Annotated in this window: 21 protein-coding genes; 16 read left to right on the top strand and 5 right to left on the bottom strand. The window is 30.2% G+C overall.

The window, feature by feature from the left end; translation table 11 throughout:
• The first annotated feature begins 2 nt into the window (after window positions 1-2).
• The 4 genes from BT151_RS07950 (at window position 3) to ettA (ending at window position 4,116) form a co-directional block, all read left to right on the top strand.
• Window positions 3-722, top strand: coding sequence for a pirin family protein (locus BT151_RS07950; RefSeq protein WP_072401267.1), 720 nt, complete (start codon window positions 3-5; stop codon window positions 720-722).
• A gap of 177 nt (window positions 723-899) precedes the next feature.
• Window positions 900-2,081, top strand: a complete 1,182-nt coding sequence (locus BT151_RS07945) for an OmpA family protein (protein WP_072401266.1) — start codon at window positions 900-902, stop codon at window positions 2,079-2,081.
• A 160-nt stretch (window positions 2,082-2,241) separates the two neighbouring features.
• Entirely contained in the window at window positions 2,242-2,424 is a 183-nt protein-coding gene (locus tag BT151_RS07940) for a CAL67264 family membrane protein (protein WP_072401265.1), read from the top strand.
• Entirely contained in the window at window positions 2,425-4,116 is a 1,692-nt protein-coding gene (gene ettA, locus BT151_RS07935; protein WP_072401264.1) for an energy-dependent translational throttle protein EttA, read from the top strand.
• Between the two features lie 130 nt (window positions 4,117-4,246).
• Here the strand turns inward: ettA and BT151_RS07930 are convergent, their stop codons facing one another.
• Both BT151_RS07930 and BT151_RS07925 read right to left on the bottom strand, forming a co-directional pair.
• Window positions 4,247-4,453, bottom strand: coding sequence for a hypothetical protein (locus BT151_RS07930; protein WP_072401263.1), 207 nt, complete (start codon window positions 4,451-4,453; stop codon window positions 4,247-4,249).
• Entirely contained in the window at window positions 4,453-4,704 is a 252-nt protein-coding gene (locus BT151_RS07925; protein WP_072401262.1) for a hypothetical protein, read from the bottom strand. Before BT151_RS07925 ends, BT151_RS07930 begins: the two co-directional genes overlap by 1 nt.
• A 408-nt stretch (window positions 4,705-5,112) precedes the next feature.
• Here BT151_RS07925 and BT151_RS07920 point away from each other — a divergent pair, with 408 nt between their 5' ends.
• The 9 genes from BT151_RS07920 (at window position 5,113) to BT151_RS07880 (ending at window position 16,567) form a co-directional block, all read left to right on the top strand.
• A complete protein-coding gene (locus BT151_RS07920; protein WP_072401261.1) occupies window positions 5,113-6,459 on the top strand; it encodes a microtubule-binding protein in 1,347 nt (448 codons plus the stop codon).
• Between the two features lie 192 nt (window positions 6,460-6,651).
• Window positions 6,652-7,701, top strand: coding sequence for a hypothetical protein (locus tag BT151_RS07915; RefSeq protein WP_072401260.1), 1,050 nt, complete (start codon window positions 6,652-6,654; stop codon window positions 7,699-7,701).
• Window positions 7,702-7,864: 163 nt separating this feature from the next.
• Window positions 7,865-8,113: a four helix bundle protein gene (locus BT151_RS07910; protein ID WP_449401673.1), complete on the top strand. Its 249-nt coding sequence runs from the start codon at window positions 7,865-7,867 to the stop codon at window positions 8,111-8,113.
• Between the two features lie 75 nt (window positions 8,114-8,188).
• A complete protein-coding gene (locus BT151_RS07905) occupies window positions 8,189-10,153 on the top strand; it encodes an AAA family ATPase (protein WP_072401259.1) in 1,965 nt (654 codons plus the stop codon).
• Complete coding sequence (locus tag BT151_RS07900; protein ID WP_072401258.1) at window positions 10,143-10,727, top strand: NUDIX domain-containing protein; 585 nt, start codon at window positions 10,143-10,145, stop codon at window positions 10,725-10,727. Before BT151_RS07905 ends, BT151_RS07900 begins: the two co-directional genes overlap by 11 nt.
• A gap of 1 nt (window position 10,728) precedes the next feature.
• On the top strand, window positions 10,729-11,964 hold the full coding sequence (locus tag BT151_RS07895) for a DUF6638 family protein (protein WP_072401257.1): 1,236 nt from the start codon (window positions 10,729-10,731) through the stop codon (window positions 11,962-11,964).
• A gap of 45 nt (window positions 11,965-12,009) precedes the next feature.
• Window positions 12,010-12,528 carry a hypothetical protein gene (locus BT151_RS07890; protein WP_072401256.1) on the top strand — a complete coding sequence of 173 codons (519 nt, stop codon included), beginning with the start codon at window positions 12,010-12,012 and terminating at the stop codon, window positions 12,526-12,528.
• Between the two features lie 108 nt (window positions 12,529-12,636).
• Complete coding sequence (locus BT151_RS07885; RefSeq protein ID WP_072401255.1) at window positions 12,637-14,331, top strand: UbiA prenyltransferase family protein; 1,695 nt, start codon at window positions 12,637-12,639, stop codon at window positions 14,329-14,331.
• Window positions 14,332-14,401: 70 nt separating this feature from the next.
• The gene (locus BT151_RS07880) at window positions 14,402-16,567 is read left to right on the top strand and encodes a S9 family peptidase (protein ID WP_072401254.1); all 2,166 of its coding nucleotides are present in this window, start codon (window positions 14,402-14,404) and stop codon (window positions 16,565-16,567) included.
• Between the two features lie 66 nt (window positions 16,568-16,633).
• Here the strand turns inward: BT151_RS07880 and BT151_RS18925 are convergent, their stop codons facing one another.
• Window positions 16,634-17,587 carry a bifunctional helix-turn-helix transcriptional regulator/GNAT family N-acetyltransferase gene (locus tag BT151_RS18925; protein ID WP_084647906.1) on the bottom strand — a complete coding sequence of 318 codons (954 nt, stop codon included), beginning with the start codon at window positions 17,585-17,587 and terminating at the stop codon, window positions 16,634-16,636.
• A gap of 65 nt (window positions 17,588-17,652) precedes the next feature.
• Window positions 17,653-18,663 carry a formimidoylglutamase gene (locus BT151_RS07865; RefSeq protein ID WP_072401253.1) on the bottom strand — a complete coding sequence of 337 codons (1,011 nt, stop codon included), beginning with the start codon at window positions 18,661-18,663 and terminating at the stop codon, window positions 17,653-17,655.
• Window positions 18,664-18,766: 103 nt separating this feature from the next.
• On the opposite strand from BT151_RS07865, the gene BT151_RS07860 reads away from it, so the two are divergent.
• The 3 genes from BT151_RS07860 to BT151_RS07850 all read left to right on the top strand — a co-directional run bounded on the left by BT151_RS07860 (window position 18,767) and on the right by BT151_RS07850 (window position 21,050).
• Window positions 18,767-19,651 (top strand): chromosome partitioning protein ParA, encoded by an 885-nt coding sequence (locus BT151_RS07860; RefSeq protein WP_072401252.1) that lies wholly within the window; start codon window positions 18,767-18,769, stop codon window positions 19,649-19,651.
• 118 nt (window positions 19,652-19,769) lie between these two features.
• Window positions 19,770-20,462: an aspartate/glutamate racemase family protein gene (locus BT151_RS07855; protein WP_072401251.1), complete on the top strand. Its 693-nt coding sequence runs from the start codon at window positions 19,770-19,772 to the stop codon at window positions 20,460-20,462.
• 6 nt (window positions 20,463-20,468) lie between these two features.
• Window positions 20,469-21,050, top strand: coding sequence for a Crp/Fnr family transcriptional regulator (locus BT151_RS07850; RefSeq protein ID WP_072401250.1), 582 nt, complete (start codon window positions 20,469-20,471; stop codon window positions 21,048-21,050).
• A gap of 144 nt (window positions 21,051-21,194) precedes the next feature.
• Here BT151_RS07850 and fumC read toward each other — a convergent pair whose 3' ends face one another.
• Window positions 21,195-22,592: a class II fumarate hydratase gene (fumC, locus tag BT151_RS07845; RefSeq protein WP_072401249.1), complete on the bottom strand. Its 1,398-nt coding sequence runs from the start codon at window positions 22,590-22,592 to the stop codon at window positions 21,195-21,197.
• Window positions 22,593-22,765 lie beyond the last annotated feature (173 nt).

The raw sequence follows: 22,765 nt of genomic DNA, 5'->3' as shown, positions 1-22,765 counted from the left end.
AAATGAAAATAGTAATTCATAAAGCAGAAGACAGAGGATATGCAAATCATGGTTGGTTGCAAGCAAACCATTCATTTAGTTTTGCAAACTTTTATGATAAAGATAAAATTCAATTTGGAGCTCTACGTGTATTTAATGATGATGTAATTGCACCTAAAATGGGTTTTGGTACACATCCACATGATAATATGGAAATTATAACTATTCCATTAAAAGGTGTTTTAAAACATCGTGATAATATGGGAGATGAGTGGATTCCTGTTGTTCCTGGTGAAGTACAGATTATGAGTGCCGGAACAGGTGTACAACATTCAGAGATTAATGGTTCATCTGATGAGCATTTAAGCTTGTTTCAAATTTGGATTGTTCCAAATAAGAGAAATGTTGAACCACGATATGGACAAAAAACTTTTGATGCTTCTGAAAGGAAAAATAAACTTCAAACATTAGTTACTTCTATTGATGAAAGTCATGAAGGAAGTTTGAAAATTCATCAAGATGCTAAGATTTCAAGAATTGATTTAGATAAAGGTGAACCTTTTGAATATAAATTAATGAGCGAAAACCATGGCGTATATGTTATGACTATTTATGGAAATAATACAATAAATGGTAATACTTTAAAAACAAGAGATGCTGTTGGAGTTTATGAAACTAATAGTTTTAGTATCACTACAAATGAAGATGCTGGGTTTTTATTTGTTGAAGTCCCATTAAATTAAAACCTAAATTTGATTAATAGCTTAAAAGCATCCGTAAATGGATGCTTTTTTTATTTATAAAACCAAAAAATAAGACAATTCACCTCCTTGTCGGCAAAATGTACTCTTTGAAGTTTTTATTTTATATATAGGTTTTTTTGAGTAAAATTTGAGTGAGAAACCCAAATCTTAATTAAAATGCTACTTAAAAAAATACTACTATTGGTATTTGTATTTGCTTATTTTTCCTCAATTAATGCTCAAATACCACCATTAACAGAAAAGGATTCTACAATTGTAAGTTCTTGGATTTTTGGAATTGGTTACAACATTATAGATGACTCTGGTGATGTTTTTGATAAATTATTTGATATTAAAAAATCTTGGAATGCTTTACCTTACCCATCGCGTATTAGTATAGGGAAATATTTTAAGAACGGATTGGGAGTTGAAGCTATAGCTGCATATACTAAGTATAGTAAAGGTAAAAGAGTAGATCGAATGAATATTACTGAAAATGAGGAGTTTCTTTCTTTTGACACCAGATTGAGCTATGATTTAAATAAAGTAATTGGAGAAACAGGTTGGTTCGACCCTTACATAGGTTTAGGATTGGGGTATACAGATGCAAATAATGTATCTAGGGGAACTTTTAATGGTGTTTTAGGTTTCAGAACTTGGTTTTCAGATAATCTTGGACTAGATATAAATTCATCAGGTAAATGGTCTTTCGATGCAACTGCAACAAATTATATTCAACACGTGGTAGGGGTTGTTTATAGATTTGATATAAAAAAGGAATTAACAAAACAAGGAGAAGAAAAATTAGCTTTAATTAATGAATTAGAAAAGGAAAACATTAGATTTAATGATTCTATTGCTATGGTTGCCGAAGTTAAAGAAAAAGCTATACAATTAGAAAACCAATTGGCTCAAGAAAAAGAAGTAGCTAGATTAGCACAGATTGAAAAACAAAAACTAGAAGAAAAAAACAAAAAGTTTGATGAGATACAAACTGCAATAAATGCTTTAGATAAAGTTAATTTTAATTTTAATTCGTCAAATTTAAATACAGAATCTAAAAAAATACTTTTAAAATTAGTATCTATTTTAAATAATAACCCTGAATTAATTGTAGAAATTAGTTCTCATACAGATTCAAGAGGTTCTAAATTATATAATCAAATACTTTCCGAACAAAGACTTAAATCTACAATTCAATATCTGTCAGAAAATAAAGTTTCAAATGATAAACTTATAGGAAAGGCTTTTGGAGAAGAAAAACTCTTAAATGAATGTGATGATAATACTAAATGTTCTGAAAGCAAACATAAAGAAAACAGAAGGTCTGAAATTAAAATAATTGATTTTAAAAATTAATATTGCTTATTTTAAATAACTTGTATCATTACAATAAAAGTGTCATTTTTGATAAATTAAAAACATAGAATAAAAAAAGCATCCAATATCGGATGTTTTTTTTATTGAAAAATCCGATATTTGTCTTTCTACTAATAAAGAAGTAATTAATATATACAGTATGGCAATGAATAAAAATACGGTGTTAGCCTGGGCAACCACCATTATGATAATAGTTGGAATTAGTTTAATAGCTATGGGAGCATTTAGATATGATGATGTTGCTGGATGGGGATTTGCAGCTGTAGGTATTGGTTTTTTTGCAATAGCTTGGGTGTTTAACGCTTTAAAAGGACGAGTATAAATGAGCGATGATAAAAAAGTAATTTTTTCAATGTCTGGTTTAACCAAGACATTTCAAGGTGCAAATACACCAGTATTAAAGAATATTTATTTAAGTTTCTTTTATGGAGCTAAAATTGGTATTTTAGGTTTAAATGGTTCAGGTAAATCTACATTATTAAAAATTATTGCTGGTGTAGATAAAAATTTTCAAGGAGATGTCACATTTCTTCAAAATTATTCAGTTGGGTATTTAGAGCAAGAGCCTAAATTAGATGAAGATAAAACGGTTATGGAAATTGTGCGTGAAGGAGCAGCAGAGACAGTTGCTATTCTTGATGAATACAATAAAATAAACGATATGTTTGGTTTGGAAGAAGTCTATTCTGATGCTGATAAGATGGAAAAATTAATGAACCGTCAAGCAGTACTTCAAGATCAAATAGATGCTGCAAATGCTTGGGAGTTAGACACTAAATTAGAAATAGCCATGGATGCGCTTCGTACTCCAGATGGCGATAAAAAAATTGGTGTACTTTCTGGTGGAGAGCGTCGTCGTGTAGCTTTATGTAGATTATTATTACAAGAGCCAGATGTTCTATTATTAGATGAGCCAACCAATCACTTAGATGCAGAATCGGTACATTGGTTAGAGCACCATTTAGCGCAATATAAAGGAACTGTAATTGCAGTAACTCACGATAGATACTTTTTAGATAATGTAGCTGGTTGGATTTTAGAACTCGATAGAGGTGAAGGTATTCCTTGGAAAGGAAATTACTCATCTTGGTTAGATCAAAAATCAAAGCGTATGGCTCAAGAAAGTAAAACAGCTTCTAAGCGTCAAAAAACTTTAGAACGTGAGTTGGAATGGGTGAGACAGGGAGCAAAAGGAAGACAGACTAAGCAAAAAGCGCGTTTAAACAATTATGATAAGTTAATGAGTCAAGACCAAAAGCAACTTGATGAAAAACTGGAAATTTATATTCCTAATGGACCACGTTTAGGAACAAATGTTATAGAGGCTATTGGAGTAGCCAAAGGCTATGATGATAAATTACTTTATGATGATTTAAATTTTAAATTACCACAAGCAGGTATTGTTGGTGTTATTGGCCCCAATGGAGCAGGTAAAACAACTATCTTCAGAATGATAATGGGTGAAGAAACACCAAATAAAGGTGAGTTTAAAGTTGGAGACACAGCCAAATTGGCTTATGTCGATCAAAAACATTCTAATATTGATTCAGAAAAAACAATTTGGCAAAATTTTAGTGATGAACAAGAATTGGTGATGATGGGCGGAAAAGAAGTAAATTCTAGAGCTTATTTAAGTCGATTTAATTTTTCTGGTGGTGAACAAAATAAAAAAGTAAAATTACTATCTGGTGGTGAACGTAACCGTTTGCATTTAGCCATGACACTTAAAGAAGAGGGTAACGTTTTGCTTTTAGATGAGCCGACTAATGATCTTGATGTTAATACATTAAGAGCATTGGAAGAAGGTTTAGAAAACTTTGCAGGTTGTGCTGTAGTAATAAGTCACGACCGCTGGTTTTTAGATAGAATTTGTACACATATATTAGCTTTTGAAGGTGATTCGCAAGTATACTTTTTTGAAGGAAGTTTTAGTGAATATGAAGAAAATAAGAAGAAGCGATTAGGTGGCGATTTAATGCCGAAACGTATTAAGTATAAAAAGTTAGTGAGATAAAAACCAATATTAAATAAATAAAAAAAGCCTGCAATTTGCAGGCTTTTTTTATTTATTATTTACAACTATTTTTTTAATTGATTTTCTAAGAAATTTATTCTCTTTTTCTGCTTGTATAATTTAAACAAAACTAATCATTTGAGTATATATGCCCATAACCTAATTTAAAATCAGGTATTTTATCTATACTTTCCATAGCTTTGAAATTATCATCAAAAGTTTTTAATTCACTTTCAATAGATAGAACATGTTCATTCGCATATAATATCTTTTTAGAAATAACACCTATAATAAAAACAGTTATCACAAAAATTATTGTAAAAATAGATTCAATCATTATTTATCATTTTTTTGTTGATACATATGTCCTTCAGTAAAATCTTTATATGGCTTAGTATCATCTTCATCAAAATTATTATTTAATGTATCTAATTGATCATTTTCCTTTTTAAGTAGATAAGATTTTCTAACTCCTAAAAGCAATAAAACAGTAAAAAAAACAACGACAATACTTAGTAGTATGACTATGTTTGATTGCTCAATAAGAAAAGTTCCTAAAGAAAAAGAGTTTAGTTTAGTGATAAGCATGATGTATGCAAAAATTTGATTTAATAGCTGTTCAAAGATAGTGTATTTTGGTCACTAAGCAATTATAAATGAAATTATTATAGCATAAATCATAGGATATGTATTACAAATTCAACAAGCTTAAATATCTTTATTTTAATACTTTTCAATGATATAATTGAATGAAATAGATGAATTTAGAAGTAATTTTATTTAAAGAAACACAATCAATTTTTATAAGCATGAATATTTAATTAAAAAACCTTATTTATAAAATGTAACAATTTGAAAATTTTATATACCAATATATTGAGTGATAAAAATTGAAAATTATAATATAAAGTAAACATTTATTTACTTTTAGAAATGATTTTTTTTAACGAAATTGCTTGTCTCTAATATTGTTTAACTTAAAAACACAACCATACCATGTCTGATGATTTCGATTTATTAGAAACCAATTCAAATGAAAAAACAGAAAAAGTAGATGTTAATTGGGGAAAAGCCATTGACACTATGAAATCTAAATTGTCTCAAGCGGATGATCCAGAAGTACGTCAAAAAATATTAAATGCAACGTTAGATGATGTTGTGCATATGGCAGAAAAGGATAGAACCTCACTTTTGGATGCTATTAAAGATTTAACAGATTATCAAGACGAAGTTGGTATTATGTTCGAGAAGTTCTCGTCGCTAAATCCTACCGAACAAAAAGTAATTGATGATGCACAAAAAGCTTTAGAGCGTGCTAGAATTGAGTTAGAAGATGCGACAAACAAGCCAGATACTTGGTGGAATAATCTTTGGGGACGTAAAAGCAAAATAAAAAAGGAGCAAGAAGAATTTAAAGCTGCCGAAAAAGTAAGAGCTGGAGCAGATAATAAGGCAAAAGCGATGTTTCAAGAACGTATTGAAAGTGCCGATGTACAAACGCTTTTAAGTGAATTATCATATAAATCTCAAGCTGCCGTTACGCGTTTAAAAAATCGTGAGGTAGAAATTAAAGAAGTAGAGGAAAAACTAAAAGATGCTATTGTAGAGGCTTCAAAAAATCACACAAAAGCTTTAGAAAAGAAAAAAGAAGTTGAAGATAAACTTGAAGAACACTATGCTTTATTAAAACAGGCTAGACAAGAACTAGAGGATATTGCAGATAAACAATCTACCGAATATTCTGAAGCTATTGGTAAAATGACGTCTTTAGAGCAAAAAGTTGAAGAGCTTGAAGGTCTTAAAAACGCTTACACAACTTTGGCTGCTAGTAAAGATAGTTTTGTACACAAGCATAATTTAACTATAAAAGTACTAACCTCATTACGTAGTAATTTACAAACACATCGTGCTAAATTAAAGTCTGATACAGAAGAACGTCTTAAATATTACGATGGTTATGTAGTTGCTTTAAAAGCAAGAACCGATCAAGAATTCGCGGCTATTTTAGAACATTTAGGTGTTAAAACCGATGAGCATATTGGGGAAACATTAGCATCTATGCATACTGCAAGTGCAAAAGCACGTCAAGATATGATGGATAATATTCCTGTGCACGAAAAAGTGATGCAAGGTGTTTATAGTAGTTATGCAGAAGCTTTACAAGAAATTCGTGCAAAAGATGGGGAAATTCAAAAGAATTTTGCAGAGCGTTATGGTATTGATATGAAAGAGATTTTTGAAGATTATTATAAAGCCGATGCTAATGCACCAACAAGTGGAGGTGATGGAGAACCAGTAGGAAAACCAAAACCAGAAGCTAGCGAAGACGATTTGTTATCTTAACGTTATTGCGAGAAGGAACGCACGTGGCAGTCGTTTTATAATGTATTGCCACCTTTAAAATTTGTTCTAGATTGTGCGTTAAGGATTGAAGCGGCATCCTTTTTTGAGCATCCGAGAAAAAGATATAGTAGAAAGCCTGACCTTTAGGTAACGCCAAAATTAATTAACAATTGTCAATTATCAATTGAAAAAATGTCCATAAACCATATAGTGACACCATTAGATTCAGCAATTCTCGATTCTAAGGAGCAATATGTTTTTTATCATAAAATGATAGATTTTGCTTTTAAGGAATTGATTGTAGCAGTACAAAGACAACAACTTTGTAATGAGCAAGAAGTATTGCTATTTAAACAATACTGCGATTTACTACTATATTCTATTGAGGCCATGCGTATTAAATATATGTATGATGAAGAGGATAATATGAAAGTAGATTTAACAGATTCTGGTTTTCCTAATTATTTAGAATTCAGGTATTTGTTTAACGATTTAGAGTTGCGTGATGAGTATTTAGGAAAACTTACGCCAATAGCGATTTTAAAAGAAGAGTTTTTGGAAACCTTGATGCATAAAAAAGAATCCATAAACAAAAGCAAACTTTTTCAAGCAGCATCAATAGTTTATTATACTTCGGTTAACAAACAATACATATTTAACAGATTTGTACAAGGGAAAATTATAAATGCTCCAAAAGATTCAAAAGCAGATTTATTAATAAGCTGGAGTTTTTTCGATGTTTCGCATAATCGTCCTTTTATATGTTTCATGTATTTTAATTATGATGGAAACAATATAAACGATTATAAGGATGAAATTTACGAGGTTTTAAAAACCACCTCAGATAGAGAAATGTCTTTAGATACGATGGCTTATACCATTGATAGACGGTTACCAAAAGTATCACCAAAACTTATAAAGCGAATAGATTTAGGTCCTATACACAATGTGTTTGCAAAAGATGAAAATGAGATTACGCATGCCATTTTACAAGCTATTGGAAAAAAAGAAATCGCCTTAGAATCTTATGCCATTTCTCTTAAAATAAATGAAGTAAAATCGAATAGTGAATTTAAAGAAGGTGGGTTTTTTAGTAAACAGATTTTTCAAAAATGGGATAATGTATTTAATCAAAACTATGTGTTTGCACCACACCGTATTATTCAATTATTATACAACAAAACACCAGATATTATGAATAGGCTAGCAAAAGCTCCAATAGAGGTTAGCAGTTTGCAGTAATCAGTAAGCAGTCAAAATAGATATTAGTAAGGATTAATTAAGTACAAACTAAATGAGTTTTAAAACTTTATTAGCATACCAAAAAGAGTTTGATTTAGCTATGGAAATATTTCTTATTACAAAAGATTTTCCAAAATCTGAAATGTTTGGACTTACATCTTAAATGGTACGTTCTAATAGATCGGTTTGTTCAAATATAGCTGAAGGGTATCGTAAAAGGCAATATGAAAAGCATTTTAAAAGTAAAATGTCTGATGCTGACAGTGAAAAGTCTGAGACTCAACTTTGGTTAGATTTTGCAACAGCTTGTAAATATATTTCTGAAGAGAAAAAATTAGAGTTACAATACAAAAGTGAAGAAATTGGAAAATTAATTAATTATATGATTAACAATCCAAATAAATTTAATTAATAAAATAATAGTCAAAGTTTCAAAGCACAAGAGTCGTGACTGAAGACTGAAGGCTGTTAACTGTAGACTGAAAAAATGGAACACAACTCAACTTTCCCAATAAAACTTAGTGAACTCGATATGCTTCGTGATGAAGCAGCATCTTATTTAAAAAGTGTACAATGGGAGCAAGGTGCTCGCGCCAAAAACAAAGATAAGGATGCTAAAGATGAATCAATTTTATTGTATTTATCCAGAGCAAATAATGGTACAAATTCAGCTGAAATTACATCAGTTTCTAAAACTATATTAGCATTAAAAAAGCGCCTGTTGCCAGATTCTGTGGCGATTCCTATTTATTTAAACCAAACGTTATTTGCGGTACAAGAAGGATTAACTTTAGGTATTTGGATTAAAGATAGCTATTATGACGCTTCAGGGTTATCAGCTTTAAACGAAAACAAATCTGCTTTAGACAACAACGGAAAACGAGAGTTTGAAAGTAAAATGCATACCGCAACAGCATTTATGTTATTTGCTTCAGCTTATAAAATATTAAACGATTTAAAGCCACATGCATCTGACGACTTAAGTGTGATGAAGCAGAAGTTTGCAGGAATTCCAGAGGTTTCTTTATTATCGCCTTTAAAAGGAATTTCTTGTAGCTTATTTTATTATGATAAATATTTAGGCCATCCAGAAATTGTTAAGTCAGATAAAGATGTTATTGATTTTACTGTCGTTTATTTTGAAGCTTTAATAGATGAAATTCAACTCCGTAAAAGTAGTTTAGAATACATAGAAACGATTGAGGATAGAACATATAAACTTGAAAAATCAGAATTTGCAGTTTCGGGCTGGAATAATGTTTTTCAAGGTACTGCAAAAAGTATTGAATTCAATAAAGTTAAGTTTGAGCAAATTGTTGGTAATCGAGATGCAAAACATTTTGCGCGTCGTTTAACCGAGCGCATGTTGAGTTACGATTTTACCGCAAAAAAGAATCCGTTTCAAGAACTTGGTGGTTTTATGCCAGTATTTATGGGCTATGGAATTCCAGGAACAGGAAAAAGTATGCTTATTGCTGCTATTGCAACCCGATTAAAAGAACATTGCGATACTTTAGATATTCCGTTTTTATTCCACCCAATGCCAGATACTTTAATTAGTACATTTCAAGGTGGTTCTGCCGAAAAAATGGTAGAATGGATGAAGCCTTTACAAGATCCTACTAAACTTATTTTCGCACCTATTGATGATGCAGAAAATAATTTACAGGAACGTACTGCACAAGGTGTTTCAGCGGGTGTAAAAGAAGTTATAGGTGTGTTTTTAAGATATACCGAAGGTGCTTATGCGGTAAATTATGGAAATAGTTCCATTGGGTTATTTACTAACCTTCCAGAAATGTTAGATAAGGCTGTTATTTCTCGTGTTCAAGGGCGATTTAAAATTGATGGAGCTAGAACTGAGCATGATTTTTTAGATCAAGATCATCTATGGTGGCGAAAACTTGATGAAACCATGCCCGATTTTGTAAATATGCAAGGGCCTGAAAACTATGCCTATTTGCAAGATCAAGGATTAGCCAAAAATATGGGTGAAATATTTAATGTTACCGATAAGCCCACAGAAGAGCGTGTTCATGATGTTTATGATAAAGTAGAAAAGCAATTTAAAACAAATCAACACTTGTTTTATGCGAATTTGTATAAAGATATGCAAAAGGCATTTCCTTTCTTTTCTTCGCGTGATGTTAGAAACATACAAAGTGCGGTATCATTACGTTTAACAGATTTCGATTTAGAAGAAGATTGGTTTGAAAACCCAGACATTTATTTTAAACAAGATTACGATACCAAGTTTAATATGCTACAAGAATTGATGCGTAGTAATATGAAAGGCTTAGATTTTTCTGAAATTAGAAGGCAAGAAGTCGTTCGTTATTTAGATAACGTAGCAACCATTGCAGATACTGATTTTAAACGTAAAGTAGATGCTCGAGTAAACCAACTAAATATAGAGACAGAAGCTAGAAAAACTTTTGAGAATGGAAGATAAGCTAAGAAACATTAAGTATAATGTTCTTTCTAAAGAATGGGCAACATTATACCAAATAGATTACGATTATAAATTTGAAAATAATAATTGGAAGCGATTATCTAGAGAAAGCTACGATCGTGGAAACGGCACAGGTATTTTACTTTATAACAAAGAAAAACAAATGGTTATTTTAACCAAACAGTTTAGAATGCCCGCTTATGCCAATACACCTAAAGATGGTATGTCTATTGAGGTTTGTGCAGGCGCAATTGATAAAAATGAAAATCCAGAAGTTTGCATCATTAGAGAAGTAGAAGAAGAAGTCGGATATAAAATTACAAGCGCAAAAAAAGTAATAGAATGTTATACCTCTCCTGGTGCTGTAACGGAAAAAATGTATCTGTTTGTTGCTGAATATAATGATGCGATGAAAATAAACGCAGGAGGTGGTTTAGATATTGAAGATGAGGAAATTGAAGTGTTAGAAATGCCTTTTTCACAAGCTTTAAGTATGATTGAAACCTTCGAAATTATTGATGCTAAAACTATTATGTTGTTACAATATGCTCAAATCCATAAGTTGTTAGAATAAAATGGACAAACTAAAACAGGCCAATTTATATAGAAGTGAGCTTATTCCGGTAAGTGGAAAACTTGTTGAGCGTTATAATAAATGCTTAGTAAAACTTGGTTTTATAGAAACAAAGCTAAAAACATTTTCAATAGACGGTATTGGTTGGAGTCCTGAAATTGCAGAAGAAAAGGAAAATAATAGTTATTTAAATAACGGAGAAGCTAACCCACACGGCATAATTATTTCACCTCTACAAAAAGGAAAACCTGTCTATTTACCATTTCATACTTTTGATAGAGATATTATGAAGTTTGTCTTTAAAATTCATGGTGAAAAGATAAAAGATATTACCCGAGATAGCGCTATTTGTTTAGATTTCGACCAAGGCATAGATGCTTTTTATGAACCTTTAGATGTTTTAAAATATAATAATATTGCTATTCATTTTCACCTCATTGATAATTTAGATAAAATTAAAGATGAGCAATTAAAATTGGTTGAAACTTTTAATAGAGATAACAATTTTATTGATGAAACCATACATAAAAAGTTGCTTGATTCAGCAAAATCATATGGAGATTTACGAAACAGAGATTTAAATTTACACGAACTCCAATTTACCACAGATTCTTTTTATACAAGAGCATTTGGAGGCGTTTATATATTGCGTGATTTTATAACACCTATCGTCGTATTTGAAGATGAAAAATGGTATAAAGAAGCCATAAAAGACACTAATTATGAGGTGTTAATTTATCATATTCAGCAACCTGAACTTATGGATAAATTACGTGATCATGTTATTATAGAATACGATTTAGAAAAAGTTGTAAAAACAAAAAGGTATGAGCGCATCAAAAAATTTGAAATGGCTCAATATTTAAATAAGCCACAACATCCTATTAAAGACATTTTAAATGATCCTATTTTATATAAAAGCTACCTTAATAAATTAGATATAGAATCGCGAAAAAAGGTAATGAGTGTTGAGCGTTATCTAGAAAAATTAGAAACCAGCAACCAATTTAAAATAGCAGATATTGTAGATTTAAAACTCTTTGAAGCTTTACATCAACCACACTCATCTTTAGATGCTAAACATCAAGATTTAATATGGAAATTGCTGGTTAATGTCTCTGCAAAAGATGTATTATTCTGGTATTGGTATGATAAAGAAGCATTTTACTCTAGTTTCAAAACTTGGGATGATTCGTTTAAAGATTGGGTTATAGAAACCATTAGTAACAATATTTAATAATAATAGACTAATTTTATAAAGAGCAACTATACACTTAAAATTATGACACTAGAACTTATTGTTTTTATTGCATCCATAATATTTGGAGCCTTAATATACTGGAGAGAATCACACGGAAACGGTTTGTATAGATTTTTTAATAAACTAATGTATTCCAAAGAATTACAAATGAAATCTACTGATAAAACAGGTTTTGTTTATCAACAAAAATTTATTGTAAGATTAGTTTTTATTGGGTTTTTGTTTTTATTAGGTATTGTTGTTACACGGTTTTTAATCCCTATAGATTTAGCAACAATTTCCATTTTTGCGTCTATGATTGTAGGAGCATTAGCCGGAACATATCTAGCAAATCTTATATTTAAATCTAGTGAAGTCATTGATAAAAAAAGCGATTCTATTGAGGATATGGTTCAAAATACCATAGAAAAAGGAAAAGACTTCATAGAAGATTTAAAAACAAAAGATGCTGAAATTATTGAAAAAGAGTTAAATGAAGAGGCTCCAAAAGTTGAAGAAAAAAGTGCACGGGATCGCTTAAAAGATAAGGGATTGTTATAAATCGTCATTACAAGAAGTTCTTAATAAATAATAAACATATTGCCACTAACTTTCATATGTTCAATTTATTTCTGCATTTAAAAGTTTCTCAATAACAAAACATACAAGATGATTAAAAACTATTGGAATAGAGGGAAAAAGCAAAAAACAATAACCATAATTGTTTCTTTAATTTTACTTATTGCTTTATTTGTTTTACGAGACGATTATCAACCAGCGTTGTTGTTTTTTAGAAAATATATTTTCATAATTCTACTTAGTGCCATTGTATTATTTTTTGGTCTTCGAAAGTTTAGAAGCTCAGCAACTACAGGAGGAAGACTAGGGATGTTAGCTCTTTTACTTGTCTTCTTCGGAATTTTATACGTTGTAGGTTGGCACTATAAAATGTACGATTATATGAGAACATATAATGTGTTTAATCATTTAAATCGTGTTGAAATTAACGAACTCCCATTAACTCAAAACGAGCGTATTCAACCTTTAAGAAACGTGTTTTCTATGGCTAACGAAAGTGTAGGTGAAACCAAAGATGTATCCCTACCGCATTTAGTTAGAATTGGTAATGAAAACAAATGGACGATGGCAATTCAACCAACTGAAAAGTACATGTGGCAAGGAATGACTGATAATACTGAAGAAGTTTTTGCAGTTTCAAGTACGACACCATTTCCAAGATTTTCAAGTGAAAATAGGATTCCTGTAACTTTTTCTATAGGTGAATCTTTAAAATTTAGTAGAAATACCTACAATGCCGTTGTTCAGCGTTTTAATATTTTCCAATTATTCACTATGGAACCTAGTGATACGTATTATATGAAAAATGATACAGGACAATGGGTAGAAGTGGTGAGCTTAATTAAATGGAAGGGATTTTTATTTCCGTATCCAACTTTTGGAGGCGTTATGGTTATAGATAGTGGTGAGCACGATTTTAACGATTATATAGAGCGAATTTTAATAGGAAAGGGCAAATATATAAGTCCGAGTGAAATGAAGAATTATCCCTATTTAATTGGACAAAATACATTAGCCGAAAAAGTATCGCGCTTACAAGCCGAATCTTTGAAGTTTTTAGGTGGTTTTAGCGATCCATTACCATGGAATATGAAGACAGCAGTTAAAATACCTAATTTACCAGATGACCAAAATCAACAACCATTTGTAACCGATTTTGATTTTTCAGACACAAATACAGGAGCTTATAGTGGACTATACCATTGGTTTGGATTAGAACCAGTAGGAGACGAGCGAACTAGTTTAACATATAGTGTATTTATACCTGCAGATGGAAGTGATACCTTTTATTATTACGATCATGCTTCAAAAAAACAAGGTTATGCAGGCGTTTCAGCAATGCCATTAAAAGTGATTGAATCTCGCAAAGAGTTTGATTGGTCTGTTAATAAACCTGTAGAATTCAGACCTTACATTAAAGATATTGCTGGTAGAAAACGTTTGTTTTTCTTAGGGACAATCTCAGCCATTCGAGAAGGGTCAGATAATTTTGATGGTTCTGCAACTCCAGATTTAGCATTAATTGACAGTGAATATCGTGATGTGGTTTGGATTGATGTTAAACACCCAAGTCAATGGGATAAAACGGTTTACGATCAATTAAATGAAGCTTGGAGAGCGAGCGAAGGCATTGGTTATTATTTTGCTGTAGACACTAAAAATATTGAATTAGGAGAAAAATTGCAAGATTCACTAAATAAAGTAATTCCCATTATAGATGATAAAACAGTGTTACTTGAAAAACTTCAAAAACAGATTGATTCTTTGAAGGCTTCGAGTAACTAAAAACTAATTCGAACTTTAACAAGCCTTAAGATTTTTTTTGTTACTTTATAATTCTAAAAACCAATCCATTATGAAAACTAATCTTCTTGCTGTTTTTACACTTTCCGTTCTGGCAATATCTTGTAAATCAAATGAAAAGAATAAATCTTATGCTGCGTTTGAAGCTCCTTTAGCAAAAAAAGTTGCTAAAGAGCTAACTATTCATGATGATGCACGTATTGATAATTATTTTTGGATGCGCTTAAGCGATGAGCAAAAAAATGCGGAAACACCAGATTCTCAAACGCAAGATGTTTTAGATTATTTAAATGCTGAAAATGCGTATTTAGATAAAGCGATGGCTCATACAGACTCTCTTCAAGATAAATTATATAATGAAATTGTAGGTCGAATAAAAAAAGATGATCAATCTGTTCCTGTAAACGACAATGGATATTCATATTACACTCGTTTTGAAGAAGGAGGAGATTATGCTTTATATTGTAGAAAAAAACTTGAAAAAAATACTAAAGAAGAGATCATGCTTAATGGTCCAGAAATGGCTAAAGGCTATTCATACTATGGAATAGGAGGTCAGTCTGTAAGTCCAAATAATAATATGTTAGCTTTTGGAATTGATACTATTTCTAGACGCCAATATACCATTTACTTTAAAAATTTAGAAACAGGAAAATTATTAGATGAAAAACTAAGAAATACCGGTGGTAATGCAACGTGGGCTAATGATAACAAGACCATTTTTTACACAACTAAGGATCCTCAGACGCTTCGTCAAAATAAAATTTTAAAACATATTATTGGTACTAATCAATCTGAAGATGAAGTCGTTTATGAAGAAAAAGACGACACGTTTTTATGTTATGTAGGCAAAACAAAATCTGAAGCTTATTTAATAATAGGAAGTTTTCAAACACTATCTACAGAATTCAGATATTTAGATGCAAATACCCCAAATGATGAATGGAAAATTATTCAGCCTAGAGAAAAAGACTTGGAATACTCTATAGACCATTATGGCGATTATTTTTATATAAGAACAAATAAAGATGCAAAAAACTTTAAATTGGTTAAAACTCCAGTAAATAAAACTGAAAAGGGAAATTGGATAGATGTTATACCACACAGAGAGGATGTCTATTTTCAAGGTATGGATATTTTTAAAAATTATTTAGTAGCAGAAGAAAGAAAAAATGGATTAAGTACCATAAGAGTTATGACTTGGGATAAATCAAAGGACTATTATGTACCATTTAACGATCCCGCTTATGTCGTTTATACAACATCTAATTTAGATTTTGATACTGATGTTTTACGCTATGGTTACACATCTTTAACAACACCTAATAGTACTTTTGAGTATAATATGGAAACAAAAGAGCAGGTGTTATTAAAACAAGAAGAGGTTTTGGATGATTCTTTTTCAATTGAAAATTATACTTCAGAACGCTTATATGCTACAGCCCAAGACGGTACTAAAGTTCCAGTTTCACTAGTTTATAAAAAAGGTGTTGAGAAGAATGGGAAAAATCCATTATTGTTATATGCTTATGGGTCTTATGGAAGTAATTCTGAACCTTCATTTAGTTCGTCACGTTTAAGTTTATTAGATAGAGGTTTTATTTATGCTATTGCACATATTAGAGGCGGACAAGAAATGGGAAGAGATTGGTATGAAAACGGAAAATTATTAAAAAAGAAAAATACGTTTACAGATTTCATTGATGTTGGTCAATTTTTAATAGATGAAAAGTTTACAAACAATAATCATTTATATGCTTATGGAGGATCTGCAGGAGGACTATTAATGGGAGCTATTTTAAATATGGAACCAGATTTATGGAATGGAGTTGTTGCAGCAGTGCCTTTTGTAGATATTGTTTCTACGATGTTAGATGAATCTATTCCACTAACTACATTTGAGTTTGATGAATGGGGAAATCCTAAGAATAAAGAATATTATGATTATATGTTATCATATTCGCCTTATGATAATATTGAAGCTAAAAACTATCCTAATATTTTAATAACTACAGGTTATTGGGATAGCCAAGTGCAATATTGGGAACCAGCAAAATGGGTAGCTAAGTTACGAGAATTAAAAACGGATGACAATTTATTGATAATGGATTGTAACATGGAAACAGGACACGGTGGAGCGTCTGGGCGTTTTGAACGTTACAAAAGATTAGCTTTAACTTATGCTTTTATATTTGATTTAGAAGGTATAACGGAATAACTTTTACTATTAAGTAAATAGATTAAAAAACTTGTTAGACTATTAAATCTAACAAGTTTTTATTTTTTAAAACACCAACTCCATTTTTATATCACTTCGTTTATATGGCGAATTTTCTTGAATGGGAATTTCAATAAAACCATATTTTCTATAAATATAAATAGCATTTTCTAGTTTGGTGTTGGAGTAGAGTATGAGTTTTGGTAGTTTCATTTCATTTTTAGCAAAGTCTATACAATATTGCATAAGTTTTTGCCCAATCTTAAATCCGCGATGGTTAGGAGAAACTGCCATTTTAGTTAGCTCAAATAAGCCTTCATTACCAATAGGCATTAAAGCTACAGTACCAACAATTTCGTTGTTAAGTTTGGCAAAAAATATATGTCCGCCTTTGTTAACAATATAAGTTTCGGGTTTGCTTAAAACTTCTTCATCATAAGGTTCAACAACAAAGAATGTTTTCAACCATTCTACATTCAATTTATAAAAATCTTTTGCATATTCATTTTTATAATTGATAATTTTTATTTCTTGTACGACTTCCATTTTAATATTATCTATAATTGTTTTACTAAAACTTTTTTTATTTAATTTGTTTTCTAGAGCATTTAAATGCTCTATTAAAGACGAAGAACTTTCTAAAGTATATTCTTTTATAACTTTGTCAATATTTATCCAAAGTGGCTTTAGTGTTTCTAAAGTTATTTGTCCTTTATTCGATAAGTATATTATTTTTTTGCGCTTATCTTCTTTGTCTGTTTTGTATATTATTAGGCCTTTGTTGTTTAGTTTATTTAGAGCCTGTGTTATAGCTGGTTGAGAAAACTGTAATGAGTTTTGTATTTCAGAATTTGTAACTCCATCTTTATTAGATATGATTTTAAATATTGGAAATAAATAAGGATCGAAGTCTATATTAAAATGGTCGTAAACAATTTGGGTTTCCTTCATTACAAATTCACTAACTCTTTTTAGTCTAGAACCTAAGCCTAATTCTCCAAACCCTCTTAATGCATCCATAATATTTGTATTTATATAAGCACTTATGTAAATGTAATAATTTATTTTAAAATATTGTGTAAAATTTATTGTTTAATAAAATCGGTTATTAAATAGGTGATTAGTTTTCCAACTTGATTTGCTGTTTTTTTAGTTGGAGCAGCTTCACAAATATGCAAATAAGTAGCGTTTTTATGCTTTGCAAAATAATTTAAGAAATTTCGGGTTTTATTTACACTAAAACCACTTGGCGTCATAGCACTACTTGGTATATTTTGAATAGCATCACAGTCTATTTCAATACCAAATTCATTATCAGATATATGTTTTAAAGCTATTTCTAACTCAAGTTTATATTTTAGTTCTTTTCTAATTTCTAAAGCTTCAAATGTATTGTATTTTATGTTTTTAGATTTATCTAGTGTTTTAAAAATTTTGTCTGAAGTATAATTTTCATGAAGTCCAAAAACAAAGTAATTGCCTAAAAATCCTTCCGCGAAAGCGTAGCTAAAACCATTACCACTATGGCGGCCTTCTTCTGGTCTAAAATCGGAATGTGCATCAAAATTAATAACATTAATAGGTTTATTGAGAGCTAAACTTGCACCTTTAATGTTTCCGTAGGCATTGTTGTGTCCGCCACCAATAATAATTGGCTTTTTACCAGCTAAAACAATTTGATGAACTATATTAGAAACCGATACATCAATGCCCTCAACTAATTTTCTGGCTTTTAAAATATCCTTTTTTTTTGATGAATTAAGTTTTGAGACTTGTAATAATTCATCAGAAAAATCTAAATGCCCTAAGATTAAAACTTTATTTGCTTTTGTAAACTGGTTACTTTGAATGTTTAACAAAATTTTAAGAGTAGCTTGCCAAGCCTTTGAAGTACCAGTTTTTCCTAGGTTAGCAAACACCCCAACATCTTCAGGTAATCCTAAAATTACATGTGAGACATCTAAATTTTTAAGTTGTTCGTATATATTGGAAATGCTGGTTAATATTTGAACATGTTGGCCAAATTTGGATTCACCAGAGCGTTTGTTTAATAATTTATTGAGAATAGTATTGTTAAATAAAACCAGTTTATCCATAAAAAAAATAAATTTTGAAAGTTAAAAATACATCATTATTTACTTATAGCATTAAAAAAAGAAAAACAACATTTGACTATTAAAACACTAAAAACAAGTAATTATGGAAAACAACAAAAGTAGTATGGGACTTAAAGTGGCATTAGGTATTGCCGTAGTTTTATTTTTGGCAACTGGATTTTATACCATGAACCTTTATAAAAAAACTAATGATGACAAGAAAGAATTAACTGAACAAAAACAGTTAGTGATGAATGATTTAAATGCAATGGCAAAACAATATGATGAAGCTATTGGTGAAAATGAAGTTGCAAACAGTAATTTAATTGAAGCTAGAGGACGTATTCAAGGATTAATAGATTCTTTAAAAATTTCTGAAACTAACGTAAAAAGTTTATGGAGATACAAACAAAAATATGCATCACTTCAAAAAGAAATGGATGTATTGTTAGCTCAAAATGATTCTTTAAGAGTAGAGAATTCTTATTTAGCGACATCTTTAGATAGCACACGTGTTCGTTTAGAAGAGCGTACAATATTTACAGATTCTTTACTAGTACAAAACAATGCATTAGCAGAAGTTGTATCGGATGCATCAGTACTTTCTGCAGTAGATTTAAAAGCATCTGGTGTTATAGTTAGAACATCTGGTAAAGTAATACCAACAGAAAGAGCAAGTAGAAGTGATAAAATTAGAGTATGTTTTATAGTTGCAAAAAATAAATTAATTCAAGCAGGTGAGCAAGAATTATATGTTCAAGTAATCGATCCTAAAAACAATACTTTAGGCTTAAATGAACAAGTTGTATTTGGTGAAAAAACTTTAAATTACAGTTTAATTAGCAAATTTAATTATGAAAATACTAACCTAAATATTTGTGAGTTTGTAACTCCAAATGGAGATAAAGAATTTGAAAAAGGACGTTACATGGTTAATGTTTTTAATGAAAAAGATTTAGTATCAACATCAGAATTTACTTTAAAGTAAATTATATATAACACTTAAGCTTAAAACCTCAAACATTATGTTTGAGGTTTTTTTTTGTTATTATAGCCAGCTTATTTTTCTAGTTATTTTGTTACATTAGTTTTAAAAACACAGTATTATGCAAACTATAGGATTAATAGGAGGCATCACGCCTCAATCAACCATCATGTATTATGAAGTTTTAAATAATTTGGCAAGCGAACATTTTGGCGAAGATCATTCTTGTAAAGTGATTATTAATTCGGTAGATTTTGCTGAAATTTCGAAACTTCAAAAAGAAGACAAATGGGATTTGTTGGATATTATTATGGCTAATGCAGGAAAGAGTTTAGAGTTAGCTGGAGCAAAATGTATTTTAATTTGCGCAAACACCATGCATTTATCTATTAATGCCGTTAAAGAGGCTGTAAATATTCCTGTAATTCATATAGCTGAAGTAACAGCAGAAAAAATATTAGAAAAAAAATTAAAAACGGTAGCCCTTTTAGGCACAAAATATACCATGGAAAAAGACTTTTATATTAAAGTTTTAGAAGCATTTGGTATAAAGGCTATAGTACCAAATCTTGAAGATAGAAATATAATTAATGATGTTATTTATAAAGAATTATCTAAAGGCGTATTAAATGACGCATCTAAACAAATTTATTTGCAAATTATAGAGAAATTAATTGCAAATGGGGCAGAAGGTGTAATTTTAGGCTGTACAGAAATACCTTTGTTAATAAAACAAAAAGATGTCTCTATACCTACTTTTGATACAACCAGTATTCATGCTAATAAAGCATTTATAATGGCAGCAAATTTATAGATTTTTATGGATGCCAATCTTGGATTAGAATTTTTAAATTCTTTTAGTAACGTTCCTGCAGAAACGATTAATCAGCTTATGAGTATCTCTAAACTTAAAGAGGTAAAACCGGGTAAGCAAATAGTTAAATTAAATGAAGTGCCAACTAAAATATATATGCTTGCTTCTGGAGTAGCAAGATGTTATTTAACTACAGAAAATGGAAAAGAGTTTAATAAAAATTTCTTTTTACCATATAGTTTTATTGCTCCTCTAACAGCATTAGTAAAAAATAAACCTTCATTATTTGTTTTTGAAACATTAACAGGTTGTCAAATCTATGAAGTAGATTACTATAAAATTTCAGATTTATGTAAAAAGAACATGTCTGTTAATACATTATATTCTAAAGTTTTAGAATCTGTTTATATGACTTATGAAAAGCGCCTTGTAGAATTGATTTCTTTAGATGCAAAAGAAAGATATTTAGAGTTAAGAAAACAGATTCCAAATGTTGATGAGTTAATACCTCAGTATCATATTGCATCATATTTAGGCATAACATCGGTACAATTAAGTAGAATAAGAAAAAAAATAGACGATGATTAACATTTGTTAACTATTAATAATATGTTAAATTATATATTTGACTTGATTTCCTTGATAATAAACAAGAAGGATTGATAGCTAACTAACCAAAAAAAGGCAGGTAATTTATTTACCTGCCTTTTTATTTATAAATATTTTATTAATTTATTTTAAACCACCTACCATATCTTCTGGTTTTACCCAAGCATCATAATCTTCAGCAGTAACATAACCTAAATTAATAGCCTCTTCTTTTAAGGTTGTTCCGTTTTTATGGGCAGTATTAGCAATTTCGGCAGCTTTATAGTAACCAATTTTTGTGTTAAGCGCAGTCACTAACATTAATGAATTGTTAAGTAATTTTGTGATTACTTCATGATTAGGCTCAATACCTGCTGCACAATTAATATCAAAACTTACACAAGCATCTCCAATTAATTGAGCAGATTGTAAAACATTAGCAGCCATAACAGGTTTAAACACATTCAACTCATAATGTCCTTGCATACCACCTACAGCAATTGCTACATCGTTACCTATAACTTGAGCACAAACCATAGTTAATGCTTCACACTGTGTTGGATTAACTTTACCAGGCATAATAGAACTACCAGGTTCATTTGCTGGAATAATAATTTCTCCAATGCCACTTCGTGGTCCAGAAGCCATCATTCTCACATCATTTGCAATTTTATTTAGAGAAACAGCTAATTGCTTTAAAGCGCCATGTGTTTCGACTAAAGCATCATGTGCTGCTAAAGCTTCAAATTTGTTTGGAGCAGTTACAAAAGGTAATCCTGTAAATTTTGCTATATATTCTGAAACACGTTTACTATAACCTTTTGGGGTATTTAATCCTGTGCCAACCGCAGTTCCACCCAAAGCTAATTCACTTAAATGAGATAGTGTATTCTCTAAAGCTTTAATACCATGGTCTAATTGTGCAACATAACCAGAAAGTTCTTGACCTAAAGTTAACGGTGTAGCATCCATAAGGTGCGTTCTACCAATTTTAACTACATTTTTAAAAGCTTCAGATTTTTTATGAAGTGTATCACGTAATTGTTTTACACCAGGAATCGTGTTTTCTACAACTTTTTTATATGCAGCAATATGCATTCCAGTAGGGAAGGTGTCGTTTGAAGATTGCGATTTATTTACATCATCATTTGGTTGAATAACTTTTTCGCCTTCTCCAACTACTTTTCCTGCTAATTGTTGAGCTCTGTTTGCAATAACTTCGTTAACATTCATGTTACTTTGTGTACCAGAACCTGTTTGCCAAATAACTAACGGAAATTGATTATCATGTTTCCCTTCTAAAATTTCATCACAAACTTGTGCAATTAAATCACGTTTTTCAATAGGTAAAGCACCTAACTCACAATTGGTATATGCTGCCGCTTTTTTTAAATAAGCAAAACCATAAATTATTTCTAATGGCATAGATGCAGGAGCACCTATTTTAAAATTATTTCTAGAGCGTTCTGTTTGTGCTCCCCAAAGTTTATCGGCAGGCACTTTAACCTCGCCCATAGTATCTTTTTCTATTCTAAAACTCATTTTGGTAATGATTTAATTTAAGTTACAAAGTTAATTGTTTTATAGCTTTTATTAATATGATATCTGTTAGTTTTATAAGTTTTTTTAACACATAAATAACATAGTTTATTTTATTAATCCTATTAAATATATTAATTTAGTAGGAATTAAATTTAACATAAAAATATTAAAGA

This window comes from Flaviramulus basaltis (genome assembly GCF_900114265.1).
Lineage (GTDB): Bacteria > Bacteroidota > Bacteroidia > Flavobacteriales > Flavobacteriaceae > Flaviramulus > Flaviramulus basaltis.
The sequence above is the reverse complement of the archived record's forward strand: the minus strand, read 5'-3'. Positions and strand labels throughout refer to the sequence as shown.

Coding starts and splice junctions, on each gene's coding strand:
- BT151_RS07900 (WP_072401258.1), top strand. CDS start 10,143: ATGGAAGATAAGCTAAGAAACATTAAGTATAATGTTCTTTCTAAAGAA.
- BT151_RS07950 (WP_072401267.1), top strand. CDS start 3: ATGAAAATAGTAATTCATAAAGCAGAAGACAGAGGATATGCAAATCAT.
- fumC (WP_072401249.1), bottom strand. CDS start 22,592: ATGAGTTTTAGAATAGAAAAAGATACTATGGGCGAGGTTAAAGTGCCT.
- BT151_RS07930 (WP_072401263.1), bottom strand. CDS start 4,453: ATGATTGAATCTATTTTTACAATAATTTTTGTGATAACTGTTTTTATT.
- BT151_RS07890 (WP_072401256.1), top strand. CDS start 12,010: ATGACACTAGAACTTATTGTTTTTATTGCATCCATAATATTTGGAGCC.
- BT151_RS07915 (WP_072401260.1), top strand. CDS start 6,652: ATGTCCATAAACCATATAGTGACACCATTAGATTCAGCAATTCTCGAT.
- BT151_RS07940 (WP_072401265.1), top strand. CDS start 2,242: ATGGCAATGAATAAAAATACGGTGTTAGCCTGGGCAACCACCATTATG.
- BT151_RS07920 (WP_072401261.1), top strand. CDS start 5,113: ATGTCTGATGATTTCGATTTATTAGAAACCAATTCAAATGAAAAAACA.
- BT151_RS07880 (WP_072401254.1), top strand. CDS start 14,402: ATGAAAACTAATCTTCTTGCTGTTTTTACACTTTCCGTTCTGGCAATA.
- BT151_RS07895 (WP_072401257.1), top strand. CDS start 10,729: ATGGACAAACTAAAACAGGCCAATTTATATAGAAGTGAGCTTATTCCG.
- BT151_RS07855 (WP_072401251.1), top strand. CDS start 19,770: ATGCAAACTATAGGATTAATAGGAGGCATCACGCCTCAATCAACCATC.
- BT151_RS07905 (WP_072401259.1), top strand. CDS start 8,189: ATGGAACACAACTCAACTTTCCCAATAAAACTTAGTGAACTCGATATG.
- BT151_RS18925 (WP_084647906.1), bottom strand. CDS start 17,587: ATGGATGCATTAAGAGGGTTTGGAGAATTAGGCTTAGGTTCTAGACTA.
- BT151_RS07885 (WP_072401255.1), top strand. CDS start 12,637: ATGATTAAAAACTATTGGAATAGAGGGAAAAAGCAAAAAACAATAACC.
- BT151_RS07850 (WP_072401250.1), top strand. CDS start 20,469: ATGGATGCCAATCTTGGATTAGAATTTTTAAATTCTTTTAGTAACGTT.
- BT151_RS07910 (WP_449401673.1), top strand. CDS start 7,865: ATGGTACGTTCTAATAGATCGGTTTGTTCAAATATAGCTGAAGGGTAT.
- BT151_RS07860 (WP_072401252.1), top strand. CDS start 18,767: ATGGAAAACAACAAAAGTAGTATGGGACTTAAAGTGGCATTAGGTATT.
- BT151_RS07865 (WP_072401253.1), bottom strand. CDS start 18,663: ATGGATAAACTGGTTTTATTTAACAATACTATTCTCAATAAATTATTA.
- ettA (WP_072401264.1), top strand. CDS start 2,425: ATGAGCGATGATAAAAAAGTAATTTTTTCAATGTCTGGTTTAACCAAG.
- BT151_RS07925 (WP_072401262.1), bottom strand. CDS start 4,704: ATGCTTATCACTAAACTAAACTCTTTTTCTTTAGGAACTTTTCTTATT.
- BT151_RS07945 (WP_072401266.1), top strand. CDS start 900: ATGCTACTTAAAAAAATACTACTATTGGTATTTGTATTTGCTTATTTT.